At 60.4% G+C, this 16977-nt stretch carries 11 protein-coding genes, 1 pseudogene and 1 riboswitch; of the genes and pseudogenes, 7 read left to right on the top strand and 5 right to left on the bottom strand.

Annotation, left to right across the window (positions count from 1 at the left end):
• Positions 1 to 64 precede the first annotated feature (64 nt).
• A pseudogene (locus LOY68_RS32420) lies at positions 65 to 259 on the bottom strand (HAMP domain-containing protein); the annotation flags it as partial.
• Between the two features lie 1349 nt (positions 260 to 1608).
• Here LOY68_RS32420 and LOY68_RS26710 point away from each other — a divergent pair.
• Positions 1609 to 2427 carry a M48 family metallopeptidase gene (locus LOY68_RS26710; RefSeq protein WP_054045622.1) on the top strand — a complete coding sequence of 273 codons (819 nt, stop codon included), beginning with the start codon at positions 1609 to 1611 and terminating at the stop codon, positions 2425 to 2427.
• 125 nt (positions 2428 to 2552) lie between these two features.
• Here the strand turns inward: LOY68_RS26710 and LOY68_RS26705 are convergent, their stop codons facing one another.
• The 3 genes from LOY68_RS26705 to LOY68_RS26695 all read right to left on the bottom strand — a co-directional run bounded on the left by LOY68_RS26705 (position 2553) and on the right by LOY68_RS26695 (position 5398).
• A complete protein-coding gene (locus LOY68_RS26705; protein WP_265040893.1) occupies positions 2553 to 3137 on the bottom strand; it encodes a TMEM165/GDT1 family protein in 585 nt (194 codons plus the stop codon).
• A gap of 89 nt (positions 3138 to 3226) precedes the next feature.
• Positions 3227 to 3349, bottom strand: a riboswitch (yybP-ykoY riboswitch).
• Positions 3350 to 3400: 51 nt separating this feature from the next.
• Entirely contained in the window at positions 3401 to 4399 is a 999-nt protein-coding gene (locus tag LOY68_RS26700) for a class I SAM-dependent methyltransferase (protein WP_054045618.1), read from the bottom strand.
• 33 nt (positions 4400 to 4432) lie between these two features.
• A complete protein-coding gene (locus tag LOY68_RS26695; RefSeq protein WP_265040892.1) occupies positions 4433 to 5398 on the bottom strand; it encodes a 2-hydroxyacid dehydrogenase in 966 nt (321 codons plus the stop codon).
• Between the two features lie 242 nt (positions 5399 to 5640).
• Between LOY68_RS26695 and LOY68_RS26690 the strand changes: the two genes are divergently transcribed.
• A complete protein-coding gene (locus LOY68_RS26690; protein WP_054045614.1) occupies positions 5641 to 6270 on the top strand; it encodes a LysE family translocator in 630 nt (209 codons plus the stop codon).
• A gap of 95 nt (positions 6271 to 6365) precedes the next feature.
• Here the strand turns inward: LOY68_RS26690 and LOY68_RS26685 are convergent, their stop codons facing one another.
• Complete coding sequence (locus LOY68_RS26685) at positions 6366 to 7139, bottom strand: AraC family transcriptional regulator (RefSeq protein WP_265040891.1); 774 nt, start codon at positions 7137 to 7139, stop codon at positions 6366 to 6368.
• Positions 7140 to 7224: 85 nt separating this feature from the next.
• On the opposite strand from LOY68_RS26685, the gene LOY68_RS26680 reads away from it, so the two are divergent.
• The 5 genes from LOY68_RS26680 (at position 7225) to LOY68_RS26660 (ending at position 16965) form a co-directional block, all read left to right on the top strand.
• The gene (locus tag LOY68_RS26680) at positions 7225 to 8409 is read left to right on the top strand and encodes an MFS transporter (protein WP_265040890.1); all 1185 of its coding nucleotides are present in this window, start codon (positions 7225 to 7227) and stop codon (positions 8407 to 8409) included.
• A 147-nt stretch (positions 8410 to 8556) separates the two neighbouring features.
• Positions 8557 to 10239, top strand: coding sequence for a fatty acid--CoA ligase (locus LOY68_RS26675; RefSeq protein ID WP_054045610.1), 1683 nt, complete (start codon positions 8557 to 8559; stop codon positions 10237 to 10239).
• A 345-nt stretch (positions 10240 to 10584) separates the two neighbouring features.
• Complete coding sequence (locus tag LOY68_RS26670; protein WP_163912012.1) at positions 10585 to 12474, top strand: DUF1302 domain-containing protein; 1890 nt, start codon at positions 10585 to 10587, stop codon at positions 12472 to 12474.
• Between the two features lie 28 nt (positions 12475 to 12502).
• On the top strand, positions 12503 to 13867 hold the full coding sequence (locus LOY68_RS26665) for a DUF1329 domain-containing protein (RefSeq protein WP_163912015.1): 1365 nt from the start codon (positions 12503 to 12505) through the stop codon (positions 13865 to 13867).
• A 359-nt stretch (positions 13868 to 14226) separates the two neighbouring features.
• Entirely contained in the window at positions 14227 to 16965 is a 2739-nt protein-coding gene (locus LOY68_RS26660) for a LuxR C-terminal-related transcriptional regulator (protein WP_163912018.1), read from the top strand.
• The last annotated feature ends 12 nt before the right edge of the window (positions 16966 to 16977 follow it).

The following is a 16977-nucleotide window of genomic DNA, read 5'->3' as shown; positions in this document are numbered from 1 at the left end:
CCGACGAGTCGCTGACGCTCTGCACCGACGTCACCACTTGCGTGATCATCACCTGCAACTTGGCCAGGAAAGTGTTGAAGCCTTTGGCGATCGAGCCCAATTCGTCGGCGCGGTCGCTGGTCAGGCGGCGCGTGAGGTCGCCTTCGCCCTGTGCGATGTCGTCGAGCATGGCCACCATTTGCTTGAGCGGGCGGGCAATCCCGTGGCCCACCAGCCAAATCACCAGCAAGCCGATACCGGCGATCAACAGGCCAACCATGGCCATGCCGAAGGTGTCGGATTTGCGCTGTTTATCCAGGTCGCCCTGAAGTTTTTGCAGGTCTGCCATCACCGCGTTCAGCGGCAGTTGCAGCATCAGGGTCCAGCGCGCGTCGGTCTGGCCGATGCCGAACGGCAGGTACAACTCGATCCGGCCATTGGCCTTGTCGACGGTGTAGGTCACTTCGCCGCGCTTGAGATTGGACAGGTTGGCAATCTGCTGGCTGTCGAGGATGTCGCTGGCCTTTTCGCCGAATTTGCTCGCGTCCTTGGTGTAGGCAACGATCCGGCCATTGCCGCCGATCAACGCCATCACGCCCGAGCCACCATACAGTTTCTGGTTGGCGCCCAGGAGCATTTCCTGGATGAAGTTCACCGACAGGTCGGCGCCGACGATGCCCTGGAAGGCGCCGTTGAGCATGATCGGTTCAATAAAGGAGGCGAGCATGACGATTTTGTCGCCGACCTTGTAGGGCGCCGGATCGATCACGCAGGATTTCTTGGTTTCTTTCGAGCACAGGTAGTACTCGCTGGCGCGCACGCCGGTGGACAGGGTTTTCTGGTCGTCGACGTCGACCAGTTTGTCCAGGCCGAGGCTGCCGTCTTCGTTGCGGAACCACCATGGCAGGAAGCGCCCGTTGGCGGCGTCGATGCCGACCACCTTGGTGTCAACGTAGGCCGCATCGTTGTGGTCCAGTGCGTTTTTTTCCCAGCCGATGTAGGTGCCGAGAATTTTCGGGTTCTTGGTGACGTTTTCCTTGATCAGGCTGATCAACTGCTCACGGCTGATATTTACTTGCGGCTGACCATCTGTCCCCGGTGTGCCGATCAGCTCGTTGACCCGCACCAGTCCGCCGGCAATCAGCAGCGGTGCTTCGAGCTCGCGCTGAATCTGGCTGACCTGGGTTTGCGCCAGGGAAGTCAGGCGTTGCTCGATGACTTGCTCGAACTGTGCCTGGGTCCGTTCCTGGACCATGTCTTGCGTCCGCGCACCGGAAAAAAGCGCATACAGCACCAGCGCCGCCACGACACTGAGGACGATGGCGCCAGCGAGGGCCGCTACGGAAAACTGGATCGACTTGAATTTCATGGGTGCTCCGCACGCAAGAGGACGTCTGCGCTGTTGTATCGGCCAGGCAATCGGAGTCCATGAGCGGGTATTGGCGAAATGACCGTTTTGGAGCGCTGGATGTCGTAAATGAAGCAGGCCGCGCATGGCCCACGGGGGATATGAACTTTTTCCTGCGGGCAGCAGCGGTTTTTCCGAAAGTCAGTGCTACACGTCTGTTGTATCTGGCGCCGATACAATTCACCGCCTAGGATACGCGCATGTTTTCAGGGAGCTTTTCGATGAACAAGATATTGGTTGTAAGTGCACTGAGCGCAGCCTTGCTGCTGGCCGGTTGTCAGTCGGTCAACACCACCAGCGGCGGAGCCGTCGGCGTTGAGCGCAAGCAGTACATGTTCAGCATGTTGTCCTCGGACGAGGTCAACCAGATGTACGCGCAGTCCTATCAGAAGACAGTAGGCGAGGCGACGACCAAAGGCGTGCTGGACAAGACCAGTACCGATGCCAAGCGCATTCAGGCCATTGCCAACCGGCTGATTGCCCAGGCGCCGAACTTCCGTCCGGACTCGGCCCAGTGGAAGTGGGAAGTCAACCTGATCAAGAGCGATGAACTCAACGCCAACTGCGGTCCTGGCGGCAAGATCATTTTCTACACCGGGCTGATCGACAGCCTGAAACTCACCGACGATGAAATCGCCGCGGTCATGGGCCATGAAATCGCCCACGCCTTGCGCGAGCACGGTCGTGAAGCGATGTCCAAGGCTTACGGCATCGAGATGGCCAAGCAGGGCGCCGGTGCCTTGTTCGGTCTGGGTCAGGACAGCCTGGCTTTGGCCGACACCGTCGCCAACTACGGCATGACCTTGCCGAACAGCCGCGCCAACGAAAACGAGGCTGACCTGATCGGCCTGGAACTGGCGGCTCGCGCCGGCTACAACCCGAATGCCGCGATCACCTTGTGGAACAAGATGAGCAAGGCCTCGGAAGGTTCCTCGCCGGAATTCATGAGCACGCACCCGGCGTCGGCCAGTCGTGTTTCCTCGTTGGAGGCAGCGATTCCTAAGGTGATGCCGTTGTACGAGAAAGCTTCGAAATCCTGATAGGGATGTAGCGAGGCTGCTGGCGCCTTCGCGGGCAAGCCTCGCTCCTACAGGGGGAATGCGTATCTCTGTAGGAGCGAGGCTTGCCCGCGAAGAACGATAACGCGGTCTACCGCCTTATGCTGTCAAACCCACCCACTGCTCTGCATCGCCTTGTACACCGCGACAATCGCCAATACGAAGAACGCCGACGCCGCCAGTCGACGGATCAACGTGAGTGGCAGTTTGTCCGCCGCAAAGTTACCGGCCAGTACCACCGGCACGTTGGCAATCAACATCCCGGCGGTGGTGCCGATGATCACCAACCACAGGTCCGGGTATTGTGCGGCGAGCATCACCGTGGCGACTTGAGTCTTGTCGCCCATTTCTGCGAGGAAGAACGCGATCAGCGTGGCCAGGAACGGTCCGAATTTGCGCGCGGTGCTGGCTTCGTCGTCATCCATCTTGTCCGGCACCAGGGTCCACAGCGCGGTCGCGGTGAAGCTCGCGGCGAGGATCCAGTGCAACGTTGCATTCGAGAAGAAACTGCCGAACCAGGCACCTACCACACCGGCTGCCGCATGGTTGGCCAGGGTCGCGGCGACGATGCCGGCGATGATCGGCCAGGGTTTGCGAAAGCGAGCCGCAAGAATGAGCGCGAGCAGTTGCGTCTTGTCGCCGATTTCGGCCAAGGCAACGATTGCGGTGGGTACGAGAAGTGAATCCAGCATCAGGGTTTTCCTAAGGGGCGGGTCGACACGGCTATGACACGTACAGCCTTCCCGCCCCGGGTAAGGTGTTCGTGTCATAGGTCTTGTCAAACCCTGGCGATCCGTCTGTGCGGACGCTTGGGTCGCATACGCCATGGTCTGTTGACCAAGTATGTTGACGTATGCCGGACGAGCATGGCGCTCGTGGGAGACTACTCCCCTAGGACGGAGCGGATTCTGCCTAGGCAAAACCGATTGGGCAAGCCTCTTTTTTAAAAGAAGTGCTAGCCGCGTTTGGCCCGATAGATTCTGAAACCCTGTCCTTCAGCCTTGATCGCGCATACCCCAAGGTGCTCCTCGATCAGCGGCTGATACTTCAGGAAACTGTTAGCGACCAAGCGAAGTTCGCCACCATTTTTCAGATGTTTGGCCGCTTTTCGCAGCAAGTTCTCGGTGGCGAAATAATCGGTGTGCACGCCGACATGGAACGGCGGGTTGCTCAAAATCGCACTCAAACCCATCGGTGCCGCGTCGATACCGTCACCGGTAATCACCTCGGCTTCCAGACCGTTGGCGGCCAATGTCAGGCGACTGCTGGCGGCAGCAAACGCATCCACGTCGAGCAACGTCACCTGATTGTGCGGATAACGACGCTTGACCGCCGCCCCCAACACACCGGCGCCGCAACCGAAATCCAGCAAGTGGCCGCTTGGCAACTTGTCCAAATGTTCCAGCAACAGCGCGCTGCCGCGATCCAGCCGACCGTGGCTGAACACGCCCGGCAGGCTGATGACTTTCAATGGCCCTTCGGCCAATGGCAGTTCGTATTCCTGGGCCAGGCTTTCCAGCGACTTGGCTTCTGGCGCGTTGGCCACGGTGACTAGCCACAACTGGCAATGCCGTGCGCTGTCGAGCTTGCGCGGTTTACCAAACGGGTTCAGCTGCTTGGCCGCGCCTTCGATGCCGCTGCGTTTTTCACCCACCAAATACAACTCGCGACCGGCCAGCCGTGAGGCGAGGGCGTTGAGGATGTAGTCGGTCAGGTCCTTGGACTTGGGCAGGAACACTACGGCCGTCTCGAACTCGCGTTCAGGCGCATTCACGCCAAACTGGCTGCGCTCGGCAAAGCGTGCGTCGAGCGCCGCTTGATCGCCGGCATGCCAGCACCAGCCATGGGCCTCGGGCAGGCGACCGAGCAAATCGTCGGCGGGCAAACCGGCCAGCAACACCGAACCCTGGAATAACTCGGCCTGACGAAGCAGTACTTCACTGCGCGGATCCATACTCTGCTCCTTGAAAAAAAGTGCGGCAGTTTATCAACTGACGACCCGCAGCGCTGTACCGCTGAAGAACGCCTGGGCGTTTTCAGTCAATTGGCCAACGATCCGCTGACGCGCTTCGCGACTGCCCCAGGCGTTGTGCGGGGTGACAATCAATCGAGGGATGTCATCGGCCAGCAGTGGATTGCCATTGACCGGCGGCTCGACACTCAGCACATCCGTGGCCGCGCCGCCCAAGTGACCGTTGCGCAACGCGTCGGCCAGCGCCTGTTCGTCGATCAAGCCACCGCGAGCGGTGTTGACCACGAACGCACCGGATTTCATCGAGGCCAGTTCACGGGCACCGATAAAGTGGCGGGTGTGTTCGTTGAGCGGGCAATGCAGGGTCAGGGCGTCGATTTGCGGCAGCAGTTCATTCAGCGGCAAGCGATCTGGGCGGGCAGGGCGGCCGGGAATCTGCCCCAGCAATACGCGCATGCCGAAGGCTTCGGCCAGTCGTGCCACGGCGCCACCCAGTTCACCGTGGCCAAGCAAACCAAGGGTTTTGCCTTCGAGTTCGACGATCGGGTAGTCCAGCAGGCAGAACTGTTTGGCCTGCTGCCAGCGACCTTCGCCGACGGCTTTCTGGTAATCCGCCAGGCGTGTCGCCAGGTTCAGCAGCAACATGATCGTGTGCTGGGCCACCGACGGCGTGCCGTAACCCTGGCAGTTGCACACGGTAATCCCGTGGGCGCGGGCGGCGGCCAGATCGACGTTGTTGGTGCCGGTCGCGGTGATCAAAATCAATTTCAAATCAGGGCTGGCGGCGATGGCGGCGGCATCGATCAGGATCTTGTTGCTGATGGCGACGGTGGCGCCCTTGAGGCGCTCGACCACTTGGTCCGGCATGGTCTGGGCGAACAATTGCAAGTCGCTGAAGCAATCGCGCAAAGGCGTCAGATCGAGGTCGCCCAGGTCCAGGGACGGGTGGTCGAGAAAAACGGCGCGGCGAGAGTTCGTCATCAACTGTACCTTTTGTGCAATGAACTGAAGGCGTAATCTGCCGAGCCTACCAGATGAAACAAATGGTTACGTACTACTGGCGGGACGCTGACTCCTGTGGGAGCGGGCTTGCTCGCGAAGAGGCCGTGTCAGTCGATGCAAATGTTGACTGATACATCGCCTTCGCGAGCAAGCCCGCTCCCACAGGGATAATGGCAAACCTGTGAATTTCATTTTGACCGATCTACCCCAGAGGAGCCCCCATGTACTGGACAGAATTCTTGACCGTTGCCCTGATTCACCTGCTGGCCGTCGCCAGCCCCGGCCCGGACTTTGCGGTGGTGGTGCGCGAAAGCGTGACCCACGGTCGGCGTGCCGGGACCTGGACTGCGCTGGGTGTGGGCACGGCGATTTTCCTGCACGTGGGTTATTCGCTGCTCGGCATCGGCCTGATCGTGTCCCAGTCGATCGTGCTGTTCAACGCCTTGAAATGGGCCGCCGCCGCGTACCTGCTGTACATCGGCTTCAAGGCCTTGCGCGCGCAACCGGCCAAACCGGTGACGGACGATCTGCACAAGGAAGTCGGTGAGCGCACTGCCCGTGGCGCCTTCACCTCGGGTTTCGTGACCAATGGCCTGAACCCGAAAGCCACGCTGTTCTTCCTGTCGCTGTTCACCGTGGTGATCAACCCGCACACGCCGTTGGCGGTGCAGGCTGGCTACGGGATCTACCTCGCCTTCGCGACGGCGCTGTGGTTTTGCCTGGTGGCCAGGTTGTTCAGCCAACAACGCGTACGCGCCGGTTTCGCCCGCATGGGCCACTGGTTCGACCGGACCATGGGCGCGGTGTTGATCGCCATCGGCGTGAAACTCGCGTTCACCGAGATGCATTGATAGAACGCGGCCCCCTGTAGGAGCTGCCGAAGGCTGCGATCTTTTGATCTTTAACGTCATCGAAGACGCCAAAAGATCGCAGCCTGCGGCAGCTCCTACAGAAGCGGGTTGAGTTCGCTCAATTTGTTGAGTGCGTTCAGATATTCCCTGGGATTCTCCCCCAGCAAACGGCGAAACATCGCGCTGAACGCCCGCGCGCTGCCGTAACCCAGATCCTGCGCCACGCTCTGCACGCTTTCCCCGGCGAGCAGGCGGGGCAGGGCTTCCATCAGGCGCAGTTGCTGGCGCCAGGCATTGAAATTCATCTTCAGTTGTTGCTGGAACAGCCGCGCCAGAGTGCGTGAACTGGCGCCGACCTGCTGCGCCCAATCTTCCAGGGTGTTGGGATGATCAGGTGCGCGCAGCAGCGCCAGGCAGATGCCTTGCAGGCGCCGGTCCTCGGGCATCGGAATGTGCAGCGGAAGGTTTTCCAGGCCGGCGATTTCTTCGAGCATCAGGCTCTGGATCAATGGGTTTTCCGCGTGTTGCGGACCTTGCACCGCGCGCAGGATCAGTTCGCGCAGCAACGGCGTGACCGCCAGTACACAGCACTGTTGCAGGCTCGGCGGTGACAGTTCGGCGGCAATGAACAGCGAGCGCATGCGCACCTCGCCGGACATGAAAATCTCATGCTCCACCAACGGTGGAATCCACACCGCGCGGGTCGGCGGAATCACCCACGCACCCTGCGCCGTGACCACCCGCATGGTCCCGCAAACGGCGTAGAGCAACTGCGCTTCGCGGTGTTGATGCAATTCCTGATGCGCACCGTCCACATAATCCCGTGGATAGGCGCTGACCGGGCCGTGCAGGAAATGGCTGATTAACATGTCAGATCCGATGACTTTGTTGTCAGGAATACGCTTTTTCGCCAACTTAGCATAAGCCGCTCACTACAACGTAAAGCGTGCCGCGATGAACCAGTCCAGAAATGTCATCCGCTACATCAACGCAGCCCATGTGATCGACCACATGTTCATGCTGATTTTTCCCGCCGCCATCCTTGGCATGACCCAAGCCTTCGCGCTGGATTACGCCGCGCTGATCGGCTTGTCACTCGGTGGCTTCATTGCGTTCGGCGCCTGTTCGCTACCGGCCGGTTGGCTGGGCGATCACTGGAGTCGGCGGCAAATGATGCTGGTGTTTTTCTTCGGCATCGGCGCTTCGGCGATCTTTACCGGGTTGAGCAACAGCGCACCGATGCTGGTGCTCGGCCTGACGCTGATCGGGATTTTCGCCGCGATCTACCACCCGGTCGGCACCGCGATGCTGGTGGCCTATGCGCAGCACCGTGGCCGGGAAATCGGTATCAACGGCATGTGGGGCAATCTCGGCGTGGCGTTTTCGGCGCTGATCACCGGGTTGTTGGTGGCGCAGTTCGGCTGGCGTTCGGCATTCATTCTGCCGGGCGTGGTGGCGATTGCCCTGGGCATCGGGTTTGCCTTGCAGGTGCGAGAAGAGCCGATCCCCAAGCGTCCCCACTCACCGCTCAAAGGCGCGGCCGGCCAGCGGATTTCCATGGTCATGGTGTTCGGCGTACTCGCCCTGGCCACGGCCACTGGCGGTGTGGTGTTCAACGCCACGACCATGACCTATCCAAAACTGTTCCAGGAGCGCCTGCATGATCTGTTCGCGTCGCCGCAAACCCTGGGCATCGTGGTCAGCCTGGCGTATGCCTTCGGTGCCGTGGCGCAATTGAGCATCGGCCGGATCTTGCATCGGTTCAGCCTGAAATGGCCGTTCATCGTGTTGACGCTGTGCCAGGCGCCGCTGTTGTTCGGGTTGGCCTACGTCGATGGCTGGGCCGTGATTGCGCTGGGCGCGGCGTTCATGTTCGTGGTGTTTGGCCAAGTCACGGTGAACGACGCGATGGTTGCCAACTTCGTCGCACCGCAATGGCAATCCCGGGTCTTTGCCCTGCGTTACTGTTTATCGTTCGGCGCCAGCGCGACGGCGATTCCGCTGATTTCGTTCGTCGAACCGCGCCAGGGATTCGTAGGGCTTTATTTGATATTGGCGGGTTTCGCGGCGCTGACCTTCGTGGCAGCAATGGTTTTCCCACGCACACCGTCTGAGGCTGCCGTAGGACAAACGGCGTAAGCGGTAAAGAAATCCTGCAAATGCTGGCGCAAAGCTAGCATTTGTACGGTTCTGCAAATCATACCTTTGGCTGATTTGGTTGGCGTATAACGGCTCTAAAGTGCTTCTCTCCAAAGCCAAGACCGTGCAGTCAGAAAAGGGATTCTTATGTTGCAGACTCGCGTTATCCCGCCAGCCGAAGGCGCCTACCAGTATCCGTTGTTGATTAAACGACTGCTGATGTCCGGCGCTCGTTACGAGAAAACCCGCGAGATCGTGTACCGCGACCAGTTGCGCTACAGCTATCCGACCCTGATCGAACGGGTTGCTCGGCTGGCCAACGTGCTGACGGCGGCCGGGGTCAAGGCCGGCGATACCGTGGCGGTGATGGACTGGGACAGCCATCGTTACCTGGAATGCATGTTCGCCATCCCTATGATCGGCGCGGTGATCCACACCATCAACGTGCGTCTGTCGCCGGAACAGATCCTCTACACCATGAACCACGCCGAGGACCGCTTCGTGCTGGTCAACAGTGAGTTCGTGGGCCTGTACCAGGCGATCGCCGGGCATCTGACGACGGTCGAGAAAACCCTGTTGCTGACCGACCTGCCAGAGAAAACCGCCGACTTGCCGAACCTTATCGGCGAGTACGAGCAACTGCTGGCCGCTGCGAGCACGCAGTACGACTTCCAGGATTTCGACGAAAACTCCGTCGCGACCACCTTCTACACCACCGGCACCACCGGCAATCCGAAAGGCGTGTACTTCACCCATCGGCAACTGGTGCTGCACACCATGGGCGTGTCGACCATCATGGGCTCCATCGACAGCGTGCGGCTGCTGGGCACCAACGATGTCTACATGCCGATCACGCCGATGTTCCATGTGCACGCGTGGGGCTTGCCATACGTGGCAACGATGCTCGGGCTCAAGCAGGTTTACCCAGGCCGCTACGACCCGGAATACCTGGTGGAGCTGTGGCGCAAGGAGAAGGTCTCCTTTTCCCACTGCGTGCCGACCATTTTGCAAATGGTCCTCAATGCCAAAGCCGCGCAAGGCACCGATTTCGGCGGCTGGAAAATCGTCATCGGCGGCAGCGCGCTGAACCGTACGTTGTACGAAAACGCCAAGTCCAAGGGCATTCAACTGACCGCCGCCTATGGCATGTCGGAGACCGGGCCGCTGGTTTCGTGTGCCCACCTGAATGACGAGTTGATGGCCGGCACCGAAGACGAACGCACCACTTACCGGATCAAGGCCGGCGTGCCAGGGCCATTGGTGGAAGCGGCGATTGTCGATACCGACGGCAACTTCCTGCCTGCCGACGGCGAGACCCAGGGCGAACTGGTGCTGCGTGCGCCGTGGCTCACCGAGGGTTATTTCAACGAGCCGCAGAAGGGCGCCGAACTCTGGGCCGGCGGCTGGTTGCACACCGGCGACGTGGCGACCCTGGACAGCATGGGCGTGATCGACATTCGCGACCGGATCAAGGATGTGATCAAGACCGGCGGCGAGTGGATCTCCTCCCTGGACCTCGAAGACCTGATCAGTCGTCACGTAGCGGTACGCGAAGTAGCAGTGGTGGGAATCGCCGATCCGCAGTGGGGCGAGCGGCCGTTTGCCTTGCTGGTGATCCGCGAAGGGCATGAGATCGGGGCTCGTGAACTCAAGGAACACCTCAAGCCGTTCGTCGAGTTGGGGCACCTGAGCAAGTGGGCGATCCCGAGTCAGATCGCCCTTGTTACTGAAATTCCCAAGACCAGTGTCGGCAAGCTCGACAAGAAGCGTATCCGCCTCGACATCACTGAATGGCAGGCCAACAACAGCACCTTCCTCTCGACGCTTTAAGCGTTTTCTGACCCCGCTGGCGTGCCCGAAAAGGCACGTCAGCCCCACCAAGCAAGCGCTTGGCTTGTGAAATCCGAATTTTCAGCCATCCTTGCCGTGCCGACATGTGTCGGACTGGCGAAAGGACTGTTCCAGAGTGGCCGGCAGCTGCAAATCACACTTTAGAGGGATCAAGCAGTACTACCTGCTGGCTATAGTCCGCTCAAGGATTTTTAAGAACGGAGCAAACGCACAAACGGGGCGATGCACCTTGGGAATGAATTCGGGACGCCTTGGCTTCCGGTCTTCCACAACGTTTTTAAAAGTACTCACTGCCATAACAATAATGCACATGGAGTAGCGTCGATGACATCAGTAAACCAGTTCTGGCGCCGGGCGAAATTGCCCCTGGCGGTCAGTCTCGCCTCTTCGCTCGCCGGGCCTGCATTCGGCGTCAGTTTCAACGTCGGTGAAATCGAAGGTCAGTTCGACTCATCCCTGTCGATCGGTGCCAGTTGGTCTACTCAGAGTCCCAACAAGAACCTTATCGGCGTCAACAACGGCGGCCACGGCCTGTCACAGACGTCCGATGACGGTCACGCAAACTTCAAGAGCGGGGAAACCTTCTCGAAAATCTTCAAGGGCATCCACGACCTTGAATTGAAATACGGCGACACCGGGGTCTTCGTCCGCGGTAAATACTGGTACGACTTTGAACTCAAGGACGAAAGTCGCGAGTTCAAGGACATCAGCGACAACAACCGCAAGGAAGGCGCCAAGTCCGCCGGTGGGCAGATCCTCGACGCCTTCGTCTACCACAACTACTCCATTGCCGATCAGCCGGGTTCCGTGCGTCTGGGCAAGCAGGTAGTGAGCTGGGGTGAAAGTACCTTCATCGGCGGCGGCATCAACTCGATCAACCCGATCGACGTGTCCGCGTTCCGTCGTCCGGGTGCCGAGATCAAGGAAGGCCTGATTCCGGTCAACATGTTCTACGTGTCCCAGAGCCTGACTGAAAGCCTGTCGGCCGAAGCGTTCTACCAGCTCGAGTGGGACCAGACTGTCGTCGATAACTGCGGCACGTTCTTCTCCCAGCCAGACATCATTGCCGACGGTTGCGACAGCAACCTGCGCGTGCTGAACAAGCGCTCGCAGATTCCGGCCATTGCCTTGGGCCCGTTGGCTGCCAATGGCGTCGACGTCAACGAAGAAGGTGTGCTGGTCCGTCGCGGTGGCGATCGTGACGCCCGTGACAGCGGCCAGTGGGGCGCGTCCCTGAAGTACATGTTCGACCCGCTGGACACCGAGTTCGGCGCCTACTTCATGAACTACCACAGCCGTGCGCCGATCTTCAGCGCCACCGGTGCTCCGCAATCGGTCTACAACACTGCACGAGCGCTGCCAGGGCCGTTTGCGGCACTCGCCCCGTTGCTGGTGGCAGGCAACTCGGAATACTTCGTTGAATACCCGGAAGACATCCGTCTGTACGGCTTGAGCTTCTCCACCACCCTGCCTACCGGTACGGCGTGGAGCGGTGAGATCAGCTACCGTCCGAACGCGCCGGTGCAACTGAACTCCACCGACATCCTGTTCGCCGGTGTGCGTCCTATCGGTGGTGCCTTGTCCAATGCATCCTTGCTGACCGGCGTACCGGGCCAGGACCTGCACGGTTATCGTCGCAAGGAAATCACCCAGTTCCAGACCACCCTGACGCACTTCTTTGACCAAGTCATGGGCGCCAGCCGTCTGACCTTGGTCGGTGAAGTGGGCGTGACCCACGTCGGCGGCCTGGAAAGCACTTCCGATGTCCGTTATGGCCGTGATCCGGTCTACGGTCCGGGTGAATTGCCGGCTACCGGCACCGCCAATACCTGCGCCAACATCCTCAACGCCAGCACCATCAATGGCGCCGGTCCTGGTTCGCCGCAGAACAACCGCAGCCGCAACTGCACCAACGAAGGCTTCACCACGGCGACCTCGTGGGGTTATCGCGGTCGGGCCATCTGGGAATACAACGACGTGTTCGCCGGTGTAAACCTCAAGCCGAACGTGGCGTGGTCGCATGACGTCAGCGGTTACTCGCCTGGCCCTGGCGGCAACTTCGAGGAAGGTCGCAAAGCGGTCAGCCTGGGTGTCGATGCCGAATACCAGAACACCTACACCGCGAGCCTGGCCTACACCAACTTCTTTGATGGCAAGTACACCACCGTCGACGACCGCGACTTCGTTGCGCTCAGCTTCGGCGTGAACTTCTAAGCACTGCTTTTTCAGGACGAACACACATATGAAAATAACAAAGAGTCTGTTCCACGCCGGTGTTCTGGGGCTGTCGCTGCTGGCGACAAGCGTCATGGCCGCGGTGCCTGCCGCTGAAGCGGACAAGCTGGGCAAGAGCCTGACGCCGATGGGCGCCGAGATGGCGGGCAATGCCGACGGTTCAATCCCGGCCTGGAAACCCCTGGCGAAGAATGCCGGCACTGTCGACAGCAAGGGCTTCCTGTCCGACCCGTATGCCAGTGAAAAACCGCTGTTCACCATCACCGCGCAGAACGTTGACCAGTACAAAGAGAAGCTTGCTCCGGGCCAGTACGCGATGTTCAAGCGCTACCCGGAAACCTTCAAGATGCCGGTCTACCCGTCCCATCGCGGTGCCACCGTGCCGGATGACGTGTTCGCCTCCATCAAGAAAAACGCCACCAACACTAATCTCGTGTCCGGCGGCAACGGCCTGGAAAACTTCGAAACCGCCGTACCGTTCCCGATTCCAAAAAGCGGCGTCGAAGTCATCTGGAACCACATCACCCGCTATCGCGGCGGCAGCGTGACGCGTCTGGTCACCCAGGCCACGCCACAGCCGAACGGCTCGTTCAGCCTGGTGTACTTCCAGGATCAGTTCGTGTTCCGCGACAAGATGAAGGACTACGACCCGAAAAACCCGGGCAACATCCTGTTCTACTTCAAGCAGAAAGTGACCGCGCCGGCACGTCTGGCCGGTGGTGTGCTGCTGGTGCACGAAACCCTCGACCAAGTGAAGGAACCGCGTTCGGCGTGGGTCTACAACGCCGGTCAGCGTCGTGTGCGTCGTGCTCCGCAAGTGTCCTATGACGGGCCGGGTACTGCCGCCGATGGCCTGCGTACCTCCGATAACCTGGACATGTACAACGGTGCGCCGGATCGCTACGACTGGAAACTCGAAGGCAAGAAAGAGATGTACATCGCCTCCGACAGCTACAAGCTCGACGATCCGAAGCTGAAATACGCCGACATCATCAAGGCCGGCCACATCAACCAGGACCTGGCTCGTTACGAGCTGCGCCGGGTCTGGCATGTGGTTGCAACCCTGAAGGAAGGCCAGCGCCACATCTATGCCAAGCGTGACTTCTACATCGACGAAGACACCTGGCAGGCTGCGGTGATCGACCACTACGACGGCCGTAATCAGCTGTGGCGCGTTGCAGAAGCCCACGCCGAGAACTACTACGACAAACAAGTGCCGTGGTACGCCCTGGAAACCCTGTATGACCTGCAATCGGGTCGCTACCTGGCGCTGGGCATGAAGAACGAAGAGAAATCGGCGTATGACTTCGGCTTCACCGCCACCACCAGCGACTTCACCCCGGCCGCACTGCGTCAGGATGGTGTTCGCTAACTCGCTGTAGACAGAGGCCGCATCCTCGAAAAACGCCCCGACTGGTTCGGGGCGTTTTTTTTTGGGCGCAGGAAATTTTTGGTGATGCTGATGGCCTCTTCGCGAGCAAGCCCGCTCCCACAATTGACCGCATTCTCATGTAGGAACGCATTCCCTGTGGGAGCGAGCCTGCTCGCGAAGGCGTCCGTATCAACACCGCATGAATTCCGATACATCGCGCCGACCCCATTCGCGGGCAAGCCTCGCTCCTACGGTCTTTTTGTAGCCATTTGTAGCAACAACCTTCAATACCTCTTCGTTTACCGCTAGTCTGCGGACATCTGCAACGCCGCCAACAGCATTTCAAACAAGAGCCGGCCATGACTGATCTGTCCCCACTTCCGGGTCCTGCAAGCGTTGCCGTCGCGGCACTGGACGGGCGTTTTTTCCGGCCACCGCTGCCTGACGGCCATGTGCTGCGACCTCGCTTGTGCGAACGCCTGAGTGCGGGGCTGGGTGGGCGGTTGCTGCTGGTCAGCGCTCCGGCGGGGTTCGGCAAGAGTTCGCTGGCCGTGGAGTTCTGTCAGGGACTGCCGGCGCACTGGCAAAGCCTGTGGCTGGGGCTGAGTCCGCGTGACAATGATCCGGGGCGCTTCCTCGAGCGTCTGCTCGAAGGCCTTCAGGACTATTTTCCGCAACTGGGTAGCAAGGCGCTCGGGCTGTTGAAAATGCGTCAACGCCATCAACCGTTTGCGTTCGAAGAGTGGCTGGACGGTCTGCTGGATGAACTGGCCGTGCACTTGTCGCCGAGTACGCCTCTGTTGCTGGTGCTGGATGACTACCATTTGGCCCAGGGCCCGGTGCTCGATCGCTGCCTGCAATTCTTCCTCAATCATTTGCCCGATGGCCTGCTGGTCATGGTCACCAGTCGGCAACGTCCCGACTGGCACCTGGCGCGCCTGCGTCTGTCGCGGCAATTGCTCGAACTGCATGAGCAAGACCTGCGCCTGACCCACGACGAAGCCCTGACCCTGCTTGATCGCCACAGCAGCTCATTGCGCGGCGAGGCCCTGGAAAACCTGATCCAGCGCAGTGAAGGTTGGGTGGCCGGCCTGCGTTTCTGGCTGTTGGCGGCCTCCGAAGCCGGCAGCGAGGGTGCGTTGCCGCAGTCGCTGCATGGCGGGGAAGGGCTGATCCGCGATTACCTGCTGGAAGAAGTCATCGATTGTTTGCCGGCCGAAGTACAGGCATTCCTGTACGACACCGCGCCTCAGGAGCGTTTTTGCAGCGAGCTGTGCGACGCCGTGCGCGAAGCCCATGACAGCGCGGAAATCCTGAGCTTCCTGCTGGCGCATCAGGTTTTCCTGGTGCCGCTGGACGAGCACGGTCACTGGTATCGCTATCACCATCTGTTTTCCGACTTGCTGCGTACGCGACCCAAGACCCAGGCCCTGGTGCCGGCCGCCAGCCTGCATTTGCGCGCCTGCCGCTGGTTCAATGCCCAAGGCTTGCTCGATGAAGCGGTGGAGCAGGCGTTGCGCGCCGGGCATCTGGATGTCGCGGCGAATCTGGTGCAAAACCTGTCTGAAGAACAACTGCTGGCGGAGCAAAACGTCGGCATGCTGCTGCGCTGGAAAATGGACTTGCCCGACAGCCTGCTGATCAGCACGCCACGGCTGATCGTGCTCTACAGCTGGGCGCTGGGGCTGGCCTGTCAGCTGGATGCCGCCGAAGAGCTGGCCAATCACTTGAGCCGCTTTCTGCCGGCGCCATCGGCCACGGCACAGAAGTCCATGCTGGCGCAATGGCTGGCCCTCAGCGGCATCATCGCCCGAGGCCGCGGCAATCGTGAATTGACGCTGCTGTATTGCAGCGAAGCGCTGGAGAGCCTGCCGGCCAAACGGTACGGCCAGCGCCTGATGTGTCTCTCGACCTTGTCCAACCTGGCCATTGCCGATGGCGATTTGTGGCGGGCGCGGGGGCTGAATCGTGAGTCCCTGGAGTTGGCGCAGCGCGTCGGCAATCCATTATTCGAAGCCCTGGCCCATTACGACCGCGCCCGCGTGTTGCAGGCCCGAGGGGAAATCCTGCGTTCGCTGGATGAAGTCCGCCAGGGCCTGCAACGCCTGCACGGCTTGTCGCCACAACGGCTCTACGCGGTGCGGGCCCGACTGATCTTGTACGAAGGTTTCTTGCTGGCCCTGCGCTTGCAGCCACAGGCTGCCCGCTTACGTTTGCAGGCCGGTTTGAGCGAGGCCCGGGCCTGCCGCGATATCAGCGTTTTGATCGGTCACTGCGTGATCGCCAGGCTCGACGGCAGCAGCGGCGAGTTCGCCAAAGCCTTCGCCGAACTGGCCGAGGCCGAACGGCTGATGCACATCTGGGACGTCCCGCCGATCTACTACCTGGCGATGATCACCCTGGTCAAATGCGAACTCTGGCTGGCCCAGGGCCGCACTGACCTGGCCGAAGCGTGGTTGACGCGGTTGGGCCAGACCTACAATGGCGAGCGCCCGGCAGCTCCGCCGGAATTCCATCCGCAGTTGCCGTTGCATATCGAATTGCAGCAAGCGCTGCTTGACGTGATTAAAGGCCAACCGATGCTGGCGGAAGGGCGGTTGAATGCGCTGTTGGAGCACGGGCAGCAGACTGGCCGGCAGATGCTCAGCGTGATGGCCCTGACGCAAAAGATTGCGTTGTTGCTGGCGGGTGGGCGTGAGCCCGAGGCGCGCAAGGCATTGGCGCAAGCGCTGGAAGCGGCGGCTGGTGGTGTGCTGCAACCGTTCGACGGGTTGCTGACTGAGCATTCGGACTGGTTGCGCGGGCAACTTCAACTCGGTGCCCAGACAGCGGTTTCGCAAAACCTTGTAGAAAAACTGCCTGTCGCAACCCCGCGTCCGGCGTTGGAGTTATCCCCAGGCGCGGAAACCCTCAGCACCCGCGAGTTGGCCGTCCTGCGACTGATCGCCCAAGGGTGCTCGAATCAGGAAATCAGCGATCAGCTGTTTATTTCCCTGCACACGGTGAAAACCCACGCCAGCCATATCAACAGCAAGCTTGGGGTGGAGCGCAGAACCCAGGCGGTTGCACGGGCCAAGGAACTGGGTGTGTTGGACTAACTGAAGCGACTG

Origin of the sequence: Pseudomonas sp. B21-053 (genome assembly GCF_026016365.1) — a bacterium.
GTDB lineage: Bacteria > Pseudomonadota > Gammaproteobacteria > Pseudomonadales > Pseudomonadaceae > Aquipseudomonas > Aquipseudomonas nunensis.
Note: the sequence above shows the minus strand (reverse complement) of the source record. Positions and strands in the feature narration are given on the sequence as shown.